The sequence below is a fragment of the Acidimicrobiia bacterium genome, assembly GCA_012959995.1.
GTDB lineage: Bacteria > Actinomycetota > Acidimicrobiia > Acidimicrobiales > MedAcidi-G1 > MedAcidi-G2B.
Map to the genome: position 1 here is coordinate 63,728 of DUCC01000022.1, position 16,852 is coordinate 80,579.

Sequence of the window (16,852 nt, forward strand, 5' to 3'; positions counted from 1 at the left end):
ATAAGCGAAGAAAGGCCCCTGTGTCCGAAAGCATCAGCATCACAGATAACCGCACCGGCCAAACCGTCGAAATCCCCATTGAAAATGGTGGCGTTGACGCCAAGGCCTGGGGCAGTCTCTTGCCGGGCGTTTGGTTTACCGACCCATCGTTTGGTGTTACCGCTGGTGCCGTGAGTTCCATCACCGACCTTGACGGCGGGGCCGGCATTTTGCGCTACCGCGGCTACCCCATTGAGCAAGTGGCTCCGACTTTAAGTTTCTTGCAGGTTTGCTATTTGCTGGTCTCTGGCGAACTCCCCTCCGACGACGAACTCGCCACCTTTAACGCAGAGATTTTTGCCGAAGCGCCTATCCACGAAAATTTCCATAAGCGCATCTTGGAAGGTTTCCGCGACGATGCCCACGCTATGGGGGTTTTGATTTCGGCGGTGGCTGCTTTGTCTACCTTCTTCCCTGAAGGCAAAAACATTGACGACCCTGCGGTACGCCGTACCCAAATGTTGCGCCTCATTGCAAAAATGCCGACTTTGGCGGCCAGCGCTTACCGCAAAAGCATCGGCGCCCCGTATGTACAGCCGGACCCAGATTTGGATTACACCAGCAATTTTTTGACCATGATGTTTTGCAACCCTGACCGCAGTTACGAGGTTGACCCGGTTTTGCGTGATGCTATGGACTTGTTGTTTGTGCTTCATGCTGACCATGAACAAAATTGTTCCACTACGGCGGCTCGGGTAGTGGGCAGTTCTCATGCCGACCCTTACGTCACCGTGGCTTCGGCCGCTTCGGCTCTTTATGGCCCTCGCCATGGTGGCGCCAACGAGGCCGTGTTGCGCATGCTCGAAGACATTGGGTCCTTTGACCAGGTAGACGACTTCATTAAGTCGGTTAAAGCCGGCGAAGGCCGTTTAATGGGCTTCGGCCACCGGGTGTATAAGAGCTTTGATCCTCGAGCAGTCATTGTTAAAGAGACCGCTCACCAAGTGTTTGAGGTAACCGGCAAAAACCCTCTTTTGGATATTGCCCTCAAGCTTGAAGAGGTGGCTTTGGCTGACGACTATTTTGTGAGCCGCAGTTTGTACCCCAACGTTGATTTCTATTCGGGTTTGATTTACCAGTCCATGGGCTTCCCGGTCGAAATGTTCACCGTGCTTTTCGCTATAGGGCGCACCCCGGGGTGGCTTTCTCATTGGGACGAAATGTTGCAACAAGAGTCACGTATTGCTCGGCCGCGGCAAATTTACACCGGGCACGCAGCCCGCGATGTCCCCGGCTTTACCGCGAGCTAGTTAACGCCTTCGGGTGATATTTCTAAAACAATTTTCCCCACGTTGGCGTTGCTGGCCATGTAGGCGTGTGCTTCGGCAATAGCGTCGAGGCTAAACCGGCGGTCCACCACTACTTCTAATGCTCCGTTGATGAAACCGGGCAGTATTTGCTCTGAGAACGCTTGGCTGACTGCTATTTTTTCTTCTGTTGAGCGCCCCCGCAATACGGTGCCTCGCAGGATGGCTCGTTTGGGCAGCAGCATCCCTAAAGAAAAGGTGGCTTTACCGCCGCCCATGACCCCGACTTGAACAATGGTTCCTTTGGTGGCCAAGGAGCGCACATTTTTTTCGAGGTAGTCTCCGCCGATAACGTCGAGCACCACGTTGGCCCCTTGGCCCTCGGTAAATGCTTTGACTTCGGCCACCCAGTCTTGGCTGGTGTAATCAATGGCCAGGTCGGCACCTAATTCGGTGCAGCGACCGACTTTGGGTCCCGAAGCGGTCACTACCACTTTGGCGCCCAGGTACCGGCAAATTTGGATAGCCGCCGTACCTACCCCCGAGGCCCCGGCGTGCACCAATGCGGTTTGCCCGGCTTGTAGCCCTCCTTGTAAGACCAAAGCATCCCATGCGGTAATGAATACTTCGGGCAATGCGCCGGCCGTTAGCAGGCTCATGGCCGATGGCACTTCCATAGCGAGGTCTTGGTGAGTTACCAGTTGTTCGGCGTGGGCCGCTCCGCTGGTAATGCCCATGACTCGATCACCGATTGACCATCGGGTTACCTCTGGGCCGAGATCAGCCACCACACCAGAGAACTCCAACCCCGGCACCTCAAAGTCAGCTGGGGGGCCAGGGTAAAGCCCCATACGTTGCAACAGGTCGGCGCGGTTGAGGGCGCTGGCTACCACATCTACCAATATTTCTTCTCGCTTGGGTTGCGGGGCAGGAATGTCTTGAATCTGAAGAACTTCCGGGCCACCGTGTTCGGTGATTACTGCTGCACGCATGACACCATCATGCTTTTTTCTTTTAGCGGGAACCAACTCGGCCACCGGCGACGTCTTAACATAGGTAAGCATCCTCGAAAAGGACCCACATGATAAACAAACATTTCGCCACTCTAATTAGCTTTCTTCTCCTGCTCGCCGCTTGTTCGAGCAGCAACACCACGGTCGATCCGACCTCCCCGACCCAAACGCCGACCACTTCTATTCAAGCGCCGACTTCCTCGACCCCCGCTCCTCTCGCCACAGCGATTTTTCTTAACCAAACTTGGCGGGTCATTCAATGGCAACAAGGTGACGTGGTGGGGCCAGCCCCAACTGGAGTAACCCTGACCTTCAACGAAAACCAAACCTTTTCTGGTAACGCCGGTTGCAACACTTATCAAGGCCAGTGGTCTTGGGGTTCAAATAATGAAACAATGGTCATTAGCCAGTGGATGGCCACCAAAATGGGCTGCGCTACCCCCGACTGGTTTGAGTTTTTAGACTTTCTAGCTAAACCATTTTCTCTTTCTCAACCCAGCGAAGGTTTCGTCTACCTTGAAGCCAGCGACGGCACCATTGTTCTTTTATCTCAGCCCACACGGCTCGCCGCTGATCTTGATCTCTTCTTAAACCAAACTTGGCAAGTGGTCGGCCTACGTTACGACGATGTGGTAGTCCCACCGCCCGTTGAGGCAACGCTTACTTTTCATGAGGACCACCTGTTCGCGGGTAATGCAGGGTGCAACGGGTACGGCGGCCAGTGGTCTTGGGCCGAAGAGAAAACAGTCTTTGTGACAAGCCAAATATCCATAACCGCCATGCTCTGCGAGACTCCTGATTGGGATGAGTTTGTCGACCTGTTGGCCGAACCTTTTTCGGTTGCCGGCGACGTTGAACAGTTAGTAGAACTCTACATAAGCAACGGGCCAAGCATCATGCTTGAACCCATTGAAAACCCTGCTTGGCAAAACCTGGTTGGCCTCAGCGAAACAAAGGCCGAAGCCAACGCCCATAACGCCAACTACGCATTTCGGGTGGTTTCTCGCGACGGTGAACGCTTTGCCATCACTGAGGATTACCGGCAAGACCGAATAAACGCCGACATTGTTGATGGGGTTGTCACCAAAATAACCGTTGGTTAACGCAGCCAACCATGGCAAGTGGCTTTTTTTCGGCCATGATAAAGCCATGAACGAACTTCTCGACGAGGCTGTTGGAGTGGCCGACCAGGTGATTGCTTTGCGTCGCGATCTGCATCAGCACCCAGAGTTGGGGCTAGAAAACCCCCGCACTCAACAAAAAATTATGGATGCCCTCCATGGGTTGCCTTTGGCAGTTTCTACCGGCCACGGGTTGACCTCAGTAATCGCTGACCTCGAAGGCGAACACGATGGCCCCACCGTCTTGTTGCGGGCCGACACCGACGCCTTGCCTATGACTGAAGACACCGACGAAGCTTTTTGTTCTACCGAAGCCGGCCGGTCCCATGCTTGTGGCCATGACGCCCACACCGCCATGCTGGTGGGGGCCGCTCGTTTGTTGGCCGACCGCCGCCAAGATCTTAAAGGCCGGGTGCGCTTCATGTTTCAGCCCGGCGAAGAGGGGGCCGGCGGGGCACCGGTCATGATCAACGAAGGGGTACTGGAGGGCGTTGACCGGGCTTTCGCTTTACATATCACGCCGAATATTCCGACTGGCTATGCCGCTTGTCGACCCGGCACCCTGATGGCCTCTACTGACGAACTTGAGGTGACGGTGACCGGCAAGGGTGGCCATGCTTCTACTCCTTATCTTTGCGTGGACCCCATCCCAGCGTTGGCGGCCATGGTGACTGCTTTGCAAACCGCAGTGACTCGTGAGATAAACGCTTTTGACCCCGCGTTGGTCAGCGTCACCCATATCGAAGCGGGCACTACCAGCAATGTGATTCCGGAGAGCGCTTTTTTTGAAGGCACCGTTCGTTGCATTTCAGAAAAAACCCGCAGCACTATTCGGACGGCCATCGAACGGGTGTGTACGCAAATCGCCTTGGCCCACAATTGCACCGCTCAGGTGACGCTCACCACCGGTTACCCCGTGACGGTAAACCATGCGCCGGAGGCAGACCGTTTTGCCGAGGTTTGTACCCAAACGTTGGGTGACCGAAAGTTTCTCTCTTTGCCTTCCCCCATGATGGGCGGCGAAGACTTTTCTTATGTGTTGCAAGAGGTCCCTGGGGTGATGGCTTTTCTCGGTGTTTGCCCCACAGATATTGCCGACTGTCTGACCGCTGCTCCGTGCCATTCCAACCGTATGCGTCTCAACGAAGACGCCTTAGTAAATGGCGTGGCTCTTCACGCCGCCATGGTGCTTCATGACTGAACAAACTTCACCGCCAGACTTTGAGATGCCAAACTTTGTTGATCTCATGACTCTTGAACCGCACGGACCGGATGTCTTTGTAGGCACCAGCCCCGAGTACCCTTGGGGCCGGGTTTTTGGTGGCCAAGTAGTAGCCCAAGCTTTGCGAGCTGCGGCGCTAACCGTCGATGACGCGCATCACATTCATTCGCTGCACGCTTATTTTATTCGCGGTGGGGTAAGCAGCGAACCTATTCGCTACGAAGTGGATCGCATTCGCAACGGCCGTTCTTTTGTGACCCGCCGGGTGGTGGCTCGTCAATCTGATGGTGCCATTTTCAACCTGTCGTGTTCGTTTCAGATTGACGAAGACCAAGCCGATATCCAAGAATCGCATCTTCCTGATGATGTGGGCGAAGCCGGAAGCGGGGCCGACGAAGACGAGCGGGTCGTAGTAGATCGACGCCTCCCTGTCCAACGCAAAGGCCGGGTTGCTGCGTGGATGCGGGTATTAGGCGACTGCGGCGATGACCGGGTTTTGCAATGCTGTGCGCTTGCTTTTGCCTCTGATGATTTGCCCATGAGCGCTATTGGGAGTTCGCATCCTCGCATAACGGAAATTCGTGATAGCGACACCGACTATCACGATTTATTTATCGGCGCCAGTTTGGATCATTCCATTTGGTTTCATCGGCCGGCTAAAGCTGATCGGTGGCTTCTTTACGATTTCCGTTCTCATGGACTGACCGGCGGGCGGGGACTCGCTACCGGCGAGGTCTTTAGCCCGGAGGGCGTTCATGTCGCCACGGTGGTTCAAGAGGGTCTGTTTCGTCAACGCACTCGTTAACCGAGCCACACGACACATGTGTTTCCCGTCACTTTCACCTCTTTTTTCTTCCCACTTTTACCACAATGGGAGAGCAACAATTTGGAGACCCCATGACGAAAAAAAACACCCCTACTACTCTTTCCGATATTCAAGTTTTCTCTGCTCTTTCTAAAGCAGAGCTGCGTTCCATGTGTCGGCTTATGGCGGCCGTTAACGTAAAAGAAGGGCGTCTACTCACTCGAGAGGGCGAACCCGGCCGTGAGTTCATGATCATTTTGGAAGGTCAAGCCACGGTGCGCCGTAAAGGAAAATTGTTGGCCACCTTGAGCCCTGGCGATTTTTTCGGTGAACTCAGCATTATTGCTGGAGTGCCTCGCATGGCTACCGTTACCGCCGACACCGACATGGTGCTTGAAGCACTAAACCGTCGTGAATTTTTGACTCTGCTTGATGAAAACCCGCGTATTGCCCGCAAGGTGCTGGTGGGCGCCGTAAAACGGTTGCATCACGTAGACAGCGGCCTCGCTGACTAACTTGCCCCTAGGGCTGTCAGTTGCCACCCCAACAGAGTGACCCAACCAACACCGATCCCAACCGTTCTTTACCATCGGTTTCTGGCTAGGTTCTCTGCATGAACAACCGCCCCCGTATCATTTTGGACTGCGACCCAGGGGTCGATGATGCCTTTGCCGTCGTGGCGGCGGCCCGGTGGGCTGACCTTGTAGGCATCACTACAGTGGCCGGCAACGTCAGTTTGGCTTGCACTACCAACAATGCTTTACGTTTGCGAGATTTATTAGGACTTGAAGTACCAGTTCATACTGGAGCGGAAGGCCCACTTAAAGGGACACCCGTCTTTGCCGACCATGTACACGGTGTCGACGGGCTAGGCGGCATTGACCTCCCTGAGCCCACCAGCGGCCCGGACTCCGAAAATGCCATCGAGTATTTAGTGGAATCCACCCGAAGCGAAGAGGGCCTTCACTTAGTGCCCATCGGCCCACTCACCAACATCGCTTTAGCGCTGAAAGCCGACCCAAGTCTCGCCCACCGAGTGGCCTCAATCACCTTGATGGGAGGCAGCACCCAAGGACTCGGTAACGTAACCGCTGGAGCAGAGTTCAATATTTATGCCGACCCAGAAGCGGCAGAAATAGTGTTCCAAAGCGACAGCCCACTAACCATGATCGGCCTCAACCTCACCCACCAGGTACAAGTTGGTGCTCCAGAAATAAGCTTTTGCCAAGCCGTTGACTCCCCAGTCGGAGCGGCCATGACTCATCTGTTGGAGTTTTACGCCGACTTTTACCGCAACCACCTGCAAGCCGAAACAGGTGCCATGCACGACCCCTGTGCAGTGCTCGCCGTTACCCACCCAGAGCTTTTTACCTTTTCCCCACGAGCCGTCAATGTAGAAACCACTGGTACCCACACTCGAGGAATGACCCAGGTCGACGAACGAGGCAACGGTTCAGACCAAACACCCAATTGTTCGGTGGCCTACCAAGCAGAATCCGCAGCAATCATCGGCCTCATAAAACAGGCCATCGCTGAAAGTTAACCCCTTAGACCGGGCGGTGCACGGTGACCACCCAACCACCAATGGTAGGCACCGAGGCCAGAGCTGTTGTTCCCTTAAGTAAAATCTCGGCTACCGCTGCGGCATCCACCTTTTGCGGATGAACCTGCCACACCAGGCCATGCTTGGCGTGATCTTGGCGAGGCGACCAGTCGCTAGGGGCTTGCACCCCAAGGTCCTCGAGCCGATCACCAGCGCCACGGCCTGACCCGTGGGCCAAACCAACCGAAGCAGGGGCCCCATCGTTACCGGCCACAAAAGTACCCACCGGCACCCGCGGACCACGGGCCGAAAACCAAGCAAAAAAACCGCTAACTTCTACTCGGCTGTCTTCGTCTACCTTGGGCTCAAGGTTGACCCACCCGTCGCCAGCAGTCGCCAGTTCGGCAATAGCCGTTACGAGTTGGTGGCGGTCATCGTCTACCGAAAAAAACTCTGTTTCGTAACGAGCCATCAAACGGCCTCCACCATGAGTTCGTCAAGAAGAGACAGAACATTCATTTTTATTTGCTCTCTTACTTGACGCACCATGTCAAGGTCTTGGCCCGCCGGGTCATCTAACGGCCAATCCACATAACGTTTACCGGGATACACCGGGCAAACATCTCCACAACCCATCGAGACCACTACCTCTACCTCTTGCAGTAACGCTTCGGTCCAGTGCAGTGGTTGCGCAGCGGCAATATCGATACCTTCTTCGGCCATGGCCTCTACGGCCGCTGGGTTAAGTTGTCTGGCCGGAGCCGACCCCGCCGAAAACACTCGCACCTGGTCGCCACCAAAGTGACACATCCACCCGGCTCCCATTTGAGAACGGCCAGCATTATGCACACAAAGAAAAAGCACGCCAGGGTTTTTCACAACAGGTTAAGAGACATCTCGACGGCGGAAAATAGTGGTCCCCAGCGCCACGCACCCGAGAGCGAACACTAAGCCAATAAGCCCTGCAGCAAGGTACGTGTTGGCAAAAACTTGTTCGTGATAGCGCCCAAAATCCTTCCATTTAAAGGTGTCCCCTTCGCCGATAAATGAAGCAAGATTAAAGAAGGGGTCCCACGGCCGCAGCCACCTCAACCAGAGGTCAATGAGAATACCGCCAATGATGTTGTAGCCCAGCATGGCCATCACCGCTCCGGCAGTGTGGCGGGTGACGATAGCCACCGTACCGGCGATCAGCCCCAACAAACCAGCGGCTATCCCGATGCGCCCGGTAACCGAAATGAGATCAATCCAAAAGCGAGTATCAACCGCTTCGGTTGTGCCTCGCCAAAGAGCGGAAGGCCATAAGGCGACAACCACCGACAGCGAGGCCACCATGGCCACCAAAGCCGACCCAAAAAACACTGTGAGATACTTAGCCAAGATCACCCGGTGGCGACGAGGCTCCCAAAGCAACACTTGTTCTATGGTGCCAAAGCGGTATTCAGCACCAAAGAACGACGCCCCCACCAAGCCGCCGGTAAGCAAAGCGATGATGAGACCGATAGTAGGCAAAATGCCTTGCAACCCCCAATACAAACCTTTTCCGACTTCGGTGATGTGCCGATTAACAACAGGACGTTGTTCAGACCAGTCGGTGTATTGCCCTTCGTCAAGCAGCAGTGTGGCGTGGAAGCGGCGATCCTGCCTGTAGACATCTTGACACCACGCATTACCAATCAAGTCACGCTGCTCGGCTTCTGAAAGGTTTTCAAAATCACCAAACTCGGGTGGGAGGTCTCGTCCGCTGTCTTGAAAAATTTGATCTAATAATTCATCGACGCAGAACTCGTTGTAAGCGGGACGGGCAGCGCTGGAATTTTCCGCCTCATGATTAAAAAAGACCGCAACCCCAGCAATAAGCGCAATACCCATGACCACTAGCACCAAAGCTCGAGCCATGCGGCGAGCTAGAAATCGTTCAAACTCGCTCCCCAATAGGCGAAAGAAGTTCATGAGCGCACATCCCCCGATCGGCCCTCGGTCAACGACAAGAACACTTCTTCAAGACTGCGCCCCTCGGAGCGCAAACCCCGCAGGTAAAGCCCCGCATCAGCTAATATTTTGGTCAGATCGGCAGGATTCTCAGGGGCGGGTTCTACCACTACCTGATTTTTTGCTTTGGCCTGGGCTTCGAAACCGGCCGCAACAAGCGCTTCAATGGCTGCGGTGGGGTCGTCTATGGTGATAACCGAAGTTTCCATGGCCGAAGCATCCACAATCTGATCCACCGGCCCCGAAGCCACCACCTTGCCATGGTCAATAATGACTAAATCGTCACAAACCTGTTCAATCTCACCCAGTTGATGACTAGAAACAAACACGGTTTTGCCGCCATCAGCCAAGTCGCGTAGCATGCGCCGCATTTCGACAATGCCCGCCGGGTCTAAACCGTTCGCCGGCTCGTCAAGCACCAGCAACTCGGGGTCTTTAAGCAAAGTAGCGGCCACCCCTAGGCGTTGCTTCATCCCCAGGCTGTATTTACGGACCTTCATGTCGGCAGCATCAGCCAGACCCACTTGGGCCAAAATGTCTTCAATAGATTGGGTCTTGATGCCCCGGATACGCCCCAAGAGCCGCAAGTTGCGTTGACCAGTGAACTCTTCAAAAAACTTTGGATTCTCCACCAAAGCTCCGACACGATCCAAAGCAGCAGCGGCCCCATGCGGCATGTCGTGACCCAGCAACCGCACCGTGCCGGCCGTGGGGCGAATCAAGCCCAGCAAGCAACGAATGGTGGTGGTTTTTCCTGAACCATTAGGACCCAAAAAACCAACCACTTGGCCCGGTTCACCCACCGTGAGATCTAGCCCGTCAACAGCCAAAGTGGGTTCATGCCGAAAACGTTTGTACTCCTTATGCAACCCAACAATCTCAACAACGGTCATAACGTTATCCTAAACTCTGATTTACGTTTACCGCCAGCAATGCTCAGAGGGGTACCAATGCCCGCTGCCTTGTGGCGTTTCATAAAGCAGGTAAGCGGCTACGGTCATTTGCGCTATCGGGTCCAAAATATTGGCCCCCGGGATACCCGCAGCAATAGTGCGTTCTTCCCAAAATTTAGGCAAATGCTGAAACCAACCCGAAGCGCCACTTGCTTTGTTGATGTCGGTGTTACCGATTGAGTCTGGTTCAGAGCGAGACTCACACCAAATAACCCGCAACGCCCAAGCCCGGTCTTCGGCGGCAAAATAGCGGTTGACCAGTTGTTCTAAGGTGAGAGGCTCCTGCTTTATTGAAATGTTCCGCAAAGTTGTTGCCTCTGCCACCGTGGTAGTCGTGGTAGTCGTGGTAGTCGTGGTAGTCGTGGTGGTAGCAGACAAAGCCGACAACGACCCAGAAACCCCAAGAGCCACAGAGCCAGACGAGCACCCGGCCACAACGAGCAGCAGGCTGATCAGCACCAGGCGAAAAAAACGAAAAGGAGTCGTCATAAGGGGCCAGTCAAGACCGGCAGTTTTAGGTTAGTCGCCGTCCCGAACGGTTTTGAGTCTTTTGGTTTCCCGGGCACGCTGACCAGCATCCAAGTTGACTTTACGTAGACGAACATGGACAGGAGTTACCTCAACACATTCGTCGGCGGCGATGAACTCCAAAGCTTGTTCAAGAGACAAACGCCGCGGCGGAGTAAGGCGCACCGTGTCATCAGAAGAAGAAGCCCGCACGTTGGTCATCTTTTTCTCTCGACAAATGTTTATGTCCATGTCTTCCTGGCGAGGGTTTTCGCCCACAATCATGCCGGCGTAAACCTGTTCGGTGGGGCCCACAAAAAGGCTGCAACGCTCTTGAATGTTGGCCATGGCGTAAGGGGTGACTGGCCCAATGCGGTCGGCTACTACGCTGCCTGACTTTCGGCTACGCAACTCGCCTTGCCATGGTTCCCAGCCTTCAAAAATATGGTGAAGTTGGCCGGTACCGCGAGTTTCGGTAAGGAACTCAGTACGGAAACCAATGAGGGCACGGGCCGCGATGACGTATTCCAAACGCACCCAACCGGTGCCGTGGTTGATCATGTCCAGCATGCGGGCTCGGCGCTCGCCCAACAACTGGGTTACCGCTCCCATGTGTTCTTCGGGCACGTCAACGGTGAGCCGCTCGGTGGGTTCGTGCAAGGTGCCATCGATTTCTCGGGTCAATACAGCAGGTTTACCAATGGTTAACTCGAAGCCCTCACGGCGCATCATTTCTACCAGCACCGCTAATTGGAGTTCGCCACGTCCTTGGACTTCCCACATGTCGGGGCGTTCGGTTGGTTTTACCCGAATAGCCACGTTGCCAATGAGTTCCGTTTCCAACCGAGACCCAATTTGACGAGCCGTCAATTTGGTGCCGTCCGCTCCGGCTAGCGGCGAGTTGTTCATGCCGATGGCCATCGAGAGCGTGGGTTCATCAACGGTGATAACCGGCAGGGGGCGAGGGTCGTTGATGTCAGCCAAAGTTTCACCAATGGTGATGCCTTCAATGCCCGAAACACCCATTATTTCTCCGGGGCCCACTTCGTCTACTTCTGTTTGTTGCAAGGCATCGGTAATGGTCAGTCCACCAATACGGGCGGGCTCGATGGTTCCGTCTGCTTTGCACCAGGCCACGGCAGCACCTTTTTTGAAGGTGCCGTGAGCTACCCGACAGATGGCGATGCGGCCCACATAAGGAGAAGAAGCCAGGTTGGTGACTAAAGCTTGCGCGGGGTGATCTTCGTCGTAACTTGGCGGAGGCACTTCGTCAATCAACACATCAAGCAAGGGCTGCAAGTCGGTGCCGTGTACCGCGGGGTCCATGGTGGCTTGACCGGCGCGTGCTTCGGTGTACACGATGGGGAATTCAATTTGTTCTTCAGTGGCGTCGAGGTCGAGGAACAGTTCGTAGATTTCGTCAAGGACTTCTGCGATACGAGCATCGGGGCGATCTATTTTGTTGACCACCACCACGAGGGACAGTTGAGCCTCAAGCGCTTTACGAAGCACGAAGCGGGTTTGCGGCCGAGGCCCCTCGGAGGAATCAACCAGCAACATGACCCCGTCAACCATGGCCATAGCTCGCTCTACCTCACCACCAAAATCAGCGTGGCCGGGGGTATCAACGATGTTGATCTTCACCCCTTTATGAGAGATGGAGGCGTTCTTAGCCAAAATGGTGATGCCTTTTTCCCGCTCCAAGTCCATGGAGTCCATGACCCGTTCGGTGACCTTTTGATGGTCGCTAAAGGCCCCAGTTTGTTGCAGTAGAGCATCTACCAGAGTTGTTTTTCCATGATCAACGTGCGCGATGACGGCGATGTTTCGAATGTCGTTACGTGTAGCCACCTCAGAACGCTAGCCCCCCAAGCACCGTTCCCTACGTCAATGTGACCAACCACCACCGAAGTTCGTGACATGGGGTCTGACCCCATGTCACGAACTTCGGGGAGATATTTTTTGAGGGTGTTAGATATTGGGACAATCTCTCTCTCCACTGTGAAGCCACCCACTAGGGCGGTTCATAACCAAGGAGAAATACATGTCACTCAAACGCACCTTGCAAGTCGCAGGGCTTACTCTGGCCCTAATGGCCAGCATGACCAGCGTTGCTTCAGCAGCACCGAAAGAACAAAACCATAAAAGCCCCATCAATACTTCTTCGATAAACGAAGCAACCTCTTCTGCGCTCCAAGACGACAGTTGGATCATTTGGAAGCCCGTTGTTGAACAAGAAACTCCAGAAGTACAAGCAGACTCTTCCAGCGACGAAAGCTGGTGGGACTTGATCGTCCGCAAAGCCGGTGAAGCCGTCGACTACATCTCTGACGAAATTATTGGCCACAAAACCGCAGGCACAACCGCCACCGAAGCACTCTGTGCCTCAGGACGCTTCGACCCTGAATATTGTGAAGGCGTCGGCGACAACAACTATTGGGATCCAGGCGACGGCTCCTGCGATGACCCTTTTATTCTCTGCTAAGCCCCTATTTGCCTAAACAAAGGCCCGCACCGGCGAGGTGCGGGCCTTTTGGGTTCCACATTAAAGCTCACCAGCTTTTTCTTCCCCTCATGTCTATTCTCGCAACCATCAGCCTCAAGAGTTCTAAGCACGGAAACCCTCCGTCCGTTGGCTTGGCACTTCGCGGCCATCACCACGGTGGCCGACGCTTAATACCGGCGGAGTTACTTAGTAACCGTTATAACTTTTTTAGGCGAGCGGTAAACATTGGGCCGTATTCCCACACCATCTCTGAACCATCAAGCCATCGGCGAACCTCGATCGGCATTCCTTCGGGTCGCAAAACATGCACACCATTTTCGAAGATTGCTACTACTCGGATTTCGGTAGAGAAATCAGCTGCCTGTACGTCATGCACCCCGTTTTCAAGGGTTCCATCAGCACCCATGTCGTGAACAACCCCCGAAGAACAAATCACCACTCGGTTCCCACACTGCTCAATCCGTTGGAGGTTTCCTAACAAGGGATGACCGATAATCATTTCTCCGTTGCTTTGAATCGATACAACCTCCCAAGTACCGCGTAAATCTACGGCATCTTTGCTTAAGGGCTCGGTACATGAAGCAAGAATCGGTGCTGGGAAATCTTGGCCGTACCCACCCGGCGGAGTATGAGCGGTCGGAATATCTGAGGCCATCACCATGGCTCCAGTATGACAAAAAAACGAGCGCTAAGAGACACCAGCCGCAACGCACAAATGACCAGCGAAATGCTGGTCATTGTGGTGGGCCATGAGGGATTTGAACCCCCGACCCCCTGCGAGTCATGCAGGTGCTCTAGTCGCTTCGCTCCATCGGGTCAATTCAATATTGACCCAAGCCAACTGTGTTTCTGCTGGTCAGACCCTTGCGGGCTGAAATGTTCGGCGAACACCACAAACGGTGTTCGCAACACATTGAAGCCCATTGGCTATTCGATTGGCTATCCAAGGGACGACAAGCATGAGTAATAGAGGGACCACACAACACGGTTCAGGGTCACTATTTTTTGACAAAACAAAAAAACGTTGGGTAGTGATGGCTTCGTTGCCGAATACCGCCGACGGGAAACGTCGTCGGCTTCGGCGAACGTTTCAAACAAAAAGCGAAGCAGCAGCGTTTCTTGCTAAAGGGTGCCGCACCTCTGAGGAAGAAAAACTTGTCCTTGACCCCACCGTTGCTGATTTGTTGACGGGGTGGCAAGGATGGATAAACAGGCGTGTCGAAGCCGGCCAGTTGTCCGCTTCTTCAGCAAATTTGTACGAATTGTGCGCCCGGCATGTCGGCGCTGAATTTGGCGCACAACATGCGAATGAGGTCAGCGTCGACGACGTAGAACGCTTTCTCGCTAAGGCTGGTGCACAGTTTTCTGGTCGCTATGTGGCGATGCAACGCAACACCTTTGACCAGGCGTACCGATGGGGTCAACGCAACCGTCTATTAGTGTGGAACCCTGTCCAACTCTCTCTCAGTCCGAGTCAACAAGCGCACCGTCAAGGCACAGTGTTGACCGCAGAACAGGCGCAGAGGCTCTTAAAAGCCTCTACAGGTGACAGGTTGCACGCTCTGTGGACTGTGATGTTGGGGCTTGGTTTGCGCCCGGGTGAAGCAATGGCTTTGACTTGGCCGTGTATTGACTTGGAGGTGGATCCTTGTGTGGTGCATGTGCGTGCATATTTGCGTCAAGGCCCTGATGGCCCGTTTCTGGGCGAGCCGAAAACACAACGAAGTACTCGTTCTTTGGATACCCCAGTGTTCGTCGCTGATGCGTTGAGAGATCTTTTTGAGTCGCGTCAGAGCCCCGTAGAGCGCGTCTGGAGCGATCTTGTATTTCACACCAGTAAAGGGACCCCGTATGGCCACAGAAACCTGAGGCGCGCGTTAAAACGCCTCTGCGCGAATGCTGATTTACCCGCATTAACGCTTTACGATTTGAGACGCACCGCGGGGAGTTTGCTGGTGGATTCTGGAGCACATTTAGAGTCTGTGGCAGACCTGTTAGGGCATTCAAGCGTGGCGACGACGAGGCGCCATTATGTGCGTGCGGTCCGCCCTACGGTGCCGCATGCTGTCATTTTGGACAGGGTGTTGCTGAAAAAATCCACACAGGTACAGATGCGTTAAAGATTTACTGGTATGAGCGGGTTATGGCAACATCGGCAGAACAGAGGGCTGTGCTACTTCCACCTTCGTTGGAGTTCATGAAGGTTAGATCTGCTGACACAAAAGCCCAGTGGTTCAAAGACCCATCAAAGATTCGTATAAGTGCTCTTTCGCTTACAGTTTCTGGTACGGGTTCGACAAGCCCTTGCATTTCAGACCAGAAGGAGTTTACTGGTGGTGGCCACTGCTCAACTCCACCAACCAATGAATACAGAGAGGCCCCATCCCACGGATAGAACAGGTACGGCACCATGGGGTTTGGTTTGACCACCATCTCGTGAATTGCAGCACGTAGAAAGTCGGAGGCTGACCCACTACCGTAGAGCTCCTCAAAGTCCCAATAAGCTGAGAAACCATGCCACAACTGGCCGTTAAAAGAGTATGAAACGGCGTCCGCCTCTGAGTAAACGGTGTAGTAAAAGGCAGAAAGTCTTTTTTGGCCCTGCGTCGCCCATGGCCGACTTAATAGAAGAAACTCAGTACCCTCTTGCTCAAAACTTGCAGGAATATTTAGTGCATTTGAAGCCTCATACTCCCAGTTTGCAATACCTGCCCATGGAGGATTGTCTGAACTGCGGCTGAACCCGTACTGTGCATACTTATTGTTTCGAGAAATGATTATGCTTGGGAGAAGGGTCTCGCTTGCAAACGTAACTACATCTGGACACTGAAGTTCTATGTTCAGATATTTATCAGTTGATTGCTTAGAATGAATTTCACCAGTAAACGTATTTTGAGTGCTCAATTGGTAGGTCTCAAAAAGGGTTGAATCCCAACCATCTCCAATATCTTCACATGCTTCGTAAAGATAGTTGCAATAGGCAAGCACCCCGATTGGGCTTGGGACGTTAAACCTCATTTCAGGTATCGCAACGTACATTTCATAATGTTGGACAAAAGCAGGAATTCCCTGAGAGGTGTATTCCTGCAACGTTCCGTTGTCAACTGCTGAGGGGTCTTCAGGCTCCCGTAACTGCCCACCCTCAACGTTCCTTTCTTCGCCAGACCATGTTGAAAGTTCGTCTTTGTCGGTTAGTTCTGGTTGCGATTCGGTTAAGTCATTTAAAGGAAATGGGAGAGCACGGTTACGCGATAAAAAATTCGTCTCCTGGTCGGAAGTTGATATCCCAAAAAGCACAAGTGCGGCAAACAGCGTAAGGCCAACAATCTTTGACATGGTTTCAGACATAGTTGCTCCGATCGGTACAATCCTTGCCAATGTCTAGCACAGGCAAGAAAGATTAGTTAATGACCACCCCATGGGGTGGGGTGACACCCTTTGGATTTCCCTAGGTATAGATACAGCGGCTTGGGACTGAACCTCTCATCTCGCACCGATGAAACAGAAAGCGCTAGCTACGACCTATATAGATATTAAGTCGCAAACGTTTCGAACCAAGAATCATCAATCAACGGAGCCATCCGAACTCCAAACTCTTTTTCAAGAGCGAGATCACAAAGCCTTTCACCATCAATAAGGTCGACTGTGGGTGTAGTGGCTCGCGCTGCTTCGCGCGCAGGCTTGGTGTAACGGCTCAAGGTAACCATTATTGCCCTTTCGGCGCCTTTTGTTTGAGCGTCACGTTGAAACAATGCAACCATTTCTCGAGTAATTGGTTTGCTCGGTTCATATCTCTTGCATTGAACCGCCACTGTTGAAGACAACAAACGGCATCTTTGCTTAAGGGCTCGGTACATGAAGCAAGAATCGGTGCTGGGAAATCTTGGCCGTACCCACCCGGCGG

At 53.6% G+C, this 16,852-nt stretch carries 17 protein-coding genes and 1 pseudogene; 8 read left to right on the forward strand and 10 right to left on the reverse strand.

From position 1 onward, the window contains the following. Positions 1–20: 20 nt before the first annotated feature. The gene (locus EYQ49_06575) at positions 21–1,289 is read left to right on the forward strand and encodes a citrate synthase (GenBank protein ID HIG25535.1); all 1,269 of its coding nucleotides are present in this window, start codon (positions 21–23) and stop codon (positions 1,287–1,289) included. Here EYQ49_06575 and EYQ49_06580 read toward each other — a convergent pair. Continuing rightward, positions 1,286–2,278, reverse strand: coding sequence for an NAD(P)H-quinone oxidoreductase (locus EYQ49_06580; GenBank protein ID HIG25536.1), 993 nt, complete (start codon positions 2,276–2,278; stop codon positions 1,286–1,288). The genes EYQ49_06575 and EYQ49_06580 overlap by 4 nt on opposite strands. A gap of 89 nt (positions 2,279–2,367) precedes the next feature. On the opposite strand from EYQ49_06580, the gene EYQ49_06585 reads away from it, so the two are divergent. The 5 genes from EYQ49_06585 (at position 2,368) to EYQ49_06605 (ending at position 6,990) form a co-directional block, all read left to right on the forward strand. Then, entirely contained in the window at positions 2,368–3,402 is a 1,035-nt protein-coding gene (locus EYQ49_06585; protein HIG25537.1) for an META domain-containing protein, read from the forward strand. Between the two features lie 46 nt (positions 3,403–3,448). Next, complete coding sequence (locus tag EYQ49_06590) at positions 3,449–4,621, forward strand: amidohydrolase (GenBank protein HIG25538.1); 1,173 nt, start codon at positions 3,449–3,451, stop codon at positions 4,619–4,621. A 25-nt stretch (positions 4,622–4,646) separates the two neighbouring features. Then, positions 4,647–5,447 carry an acyl-CoA thioesterase II gene (locus tag EYQ49_06595; GenBank protein HIG25539.1) on the forward strand — a complete coding sequence of 267 codons (801 nt, stop codon included), beginning with the start codon at positions 4,647–4,649 and terminating at the stop codon, positions 5,445–5,447. Between the two features lie 65 nt (positions 5,448–5,512). Further along, entirely contained in the window at positions 5,513–5,962 is a 450-nt protein-coding gene (locus EYQ49_06600) for a cyclic nucleotide-binding domain-containing protein (GenBank protein ID HIG25540.1), read from the forward strand. 98 nt (positions 5,963–6,060) lie between these two features. Then, positions 6,061–6,990 (forward strand): hypothetical protein, encoded by a 930-nt coding sequence (locus EYQ49_06605; protein ID HIG25541.1) that lies wholly within the window; start codon positions 6,061–6,063, stop codon positions 6,988–6,990. Between the two features lie 4 nt (positions 6,991–6,994). Here EYQ49_06605 and EYQ49_06610 read toward each other — a convergent pair whose 3' ends face one another. The 6 genes and pseudogenes from EYQ49_06610 to typA all read right to left on the reverse strand — a co-directional run bounded on the left by EYQ49_06610 (position 6,995) and on the right by typA (position 12,293). Then, positions 6,995–7,462, reverse strand: coding sequence for a hypothetical protein (locus tag EYQ49_06610; protein HIG25542.1), 468 nt, complete (start codon positions 7,460–7,462; stop codon positions 6,995–6,997). Further along, the gene (locus tag EYQ49_06615; protein HIG25543.1) at positions 7,462–7,869 is read right to left on the reverse strand and encodes an arsenate reductase ArsC; all 408 of its coding nucleotides are present in this window, start codon (positions 7,867–7,869) and stop codon (positions 7,462–7,464) included. Before EYQ49_06615 ends, EYQ49_06610 begins: the two co-directional genes overlap by 1 nt. Before the next feature lie 6 nt (positions 7,870–7,875). Then, on the reverse strand, positions 7,876–8,943 hold the full coding sequence (locus tag EYQ49_06620) for a hypothetical protein (protein ID HIG25544.1): 1,068 nt from the start codon (positions 8,941–8,943) through the stop codon (positions 7,876–7,878). Next, positions 8,940–9,875, reverse strand: a complete 936-nt coding sequence (locus EYQ49_06625; GenBank protein ID HIG25545.1) for an ABC transporter ATP-binding protein — start codon at positions 9,873–9,875, stop codon at positions 8,940–8,942. Before EYQ49_06625 ends, EYQ49_06620 begins: the two co-directional genes overlap by 4 nt. Before the next feature lie 366 nt (positions 9,876–10,241). Further along, a pseudogene (locus EYQ49_06630) lies at positions 10,242–10,394 on the reverse strand (DNA-binding protein). 60 nt (positions 10,395–10,454) lie between these two features. Continuing rightward, complete coding sequence (gene typA, locus EYQ49_06635; GenBank protein HIG25546.1) at positions 10,455–12,293, reverse strand: translational GTPase TypA; 1,839 nt, start codon at positions 12,291–12,293, stop codon at positions 10,455–10,457. Between the two features lie 193 nt (positions 12,294–12,486). Here typA and EYQ49_06640 point away from each other — a divergent pair, with 193 nt between their 5' ends. Next, positions 12,487–12,927: a hypothetical protein gene (locus tag EYQ49_06640; protein ID HIG25547.1), complete on the forward strand. Its 441-nt coding sequence runs from the start codon at positions 12,487–12,489 to the stop codon at positions 12,925–12,927. A gap of 217 nt (positions 12,928–13,144) precedes the next feature. Here the strand turns inward: EYQ49_06640 and EYQ49_06645 are convergent, their stop codons facing one another. Then, positions 13,145–13,609, reverse strand: a complete 465-nt coding sequence (locus EYQ49_06645; protein HIG25548.1) for a hypothetical protein — start codon at positions 13,607–13,609, stop codon at positions 13,145–13,147. Positions 13,610–13,907: 298 nt separating this feature from the next. Between EYQ49_06645 and EYQ49_06650 the strand changes: the two genes are divergently transcribed. Then, positions 13,908–15,068 (forward strand): site-specific integrase, encoded by a 1,161-nt coding sequence (locus tag EYQ49_06650; protein ID HIG25549.1) that lies wholly within the window; start codon positions 13,908–13,910, stop codon positions 15,066–15,068. A gap of 4 nt (positions 15,069–15,072) precedes the next feature. Here the strand turns inward: EYQ49_06650 and EYQ49_06655 are convergent, their stop codons facing one another. Both EYQ49_06655 and EYQ49_06660 read right to left on the reverse strand, forming a co-directional pair. Further along, positions 15,073–16,296 (reverse strand): hypothetical protein, encoded by a 1,224-nt coding sequence (locus EYQ49_06655; GenBank protein ID HIG25550.1) that lies wholly within the window; start codon positions 16,294–16,296, stop codon positions 15,073–15,075. A 185-nt stretch (positions 16,297–16,481) separates the two neighbouring features. Further along, positions 16,482–16,852 (reverse strand): restriction endonuclease (locus tag EYQ49_06660; protein ID HIG25551.1); only part of this gene is annotated, 371 nt, incomplete at its 5' end.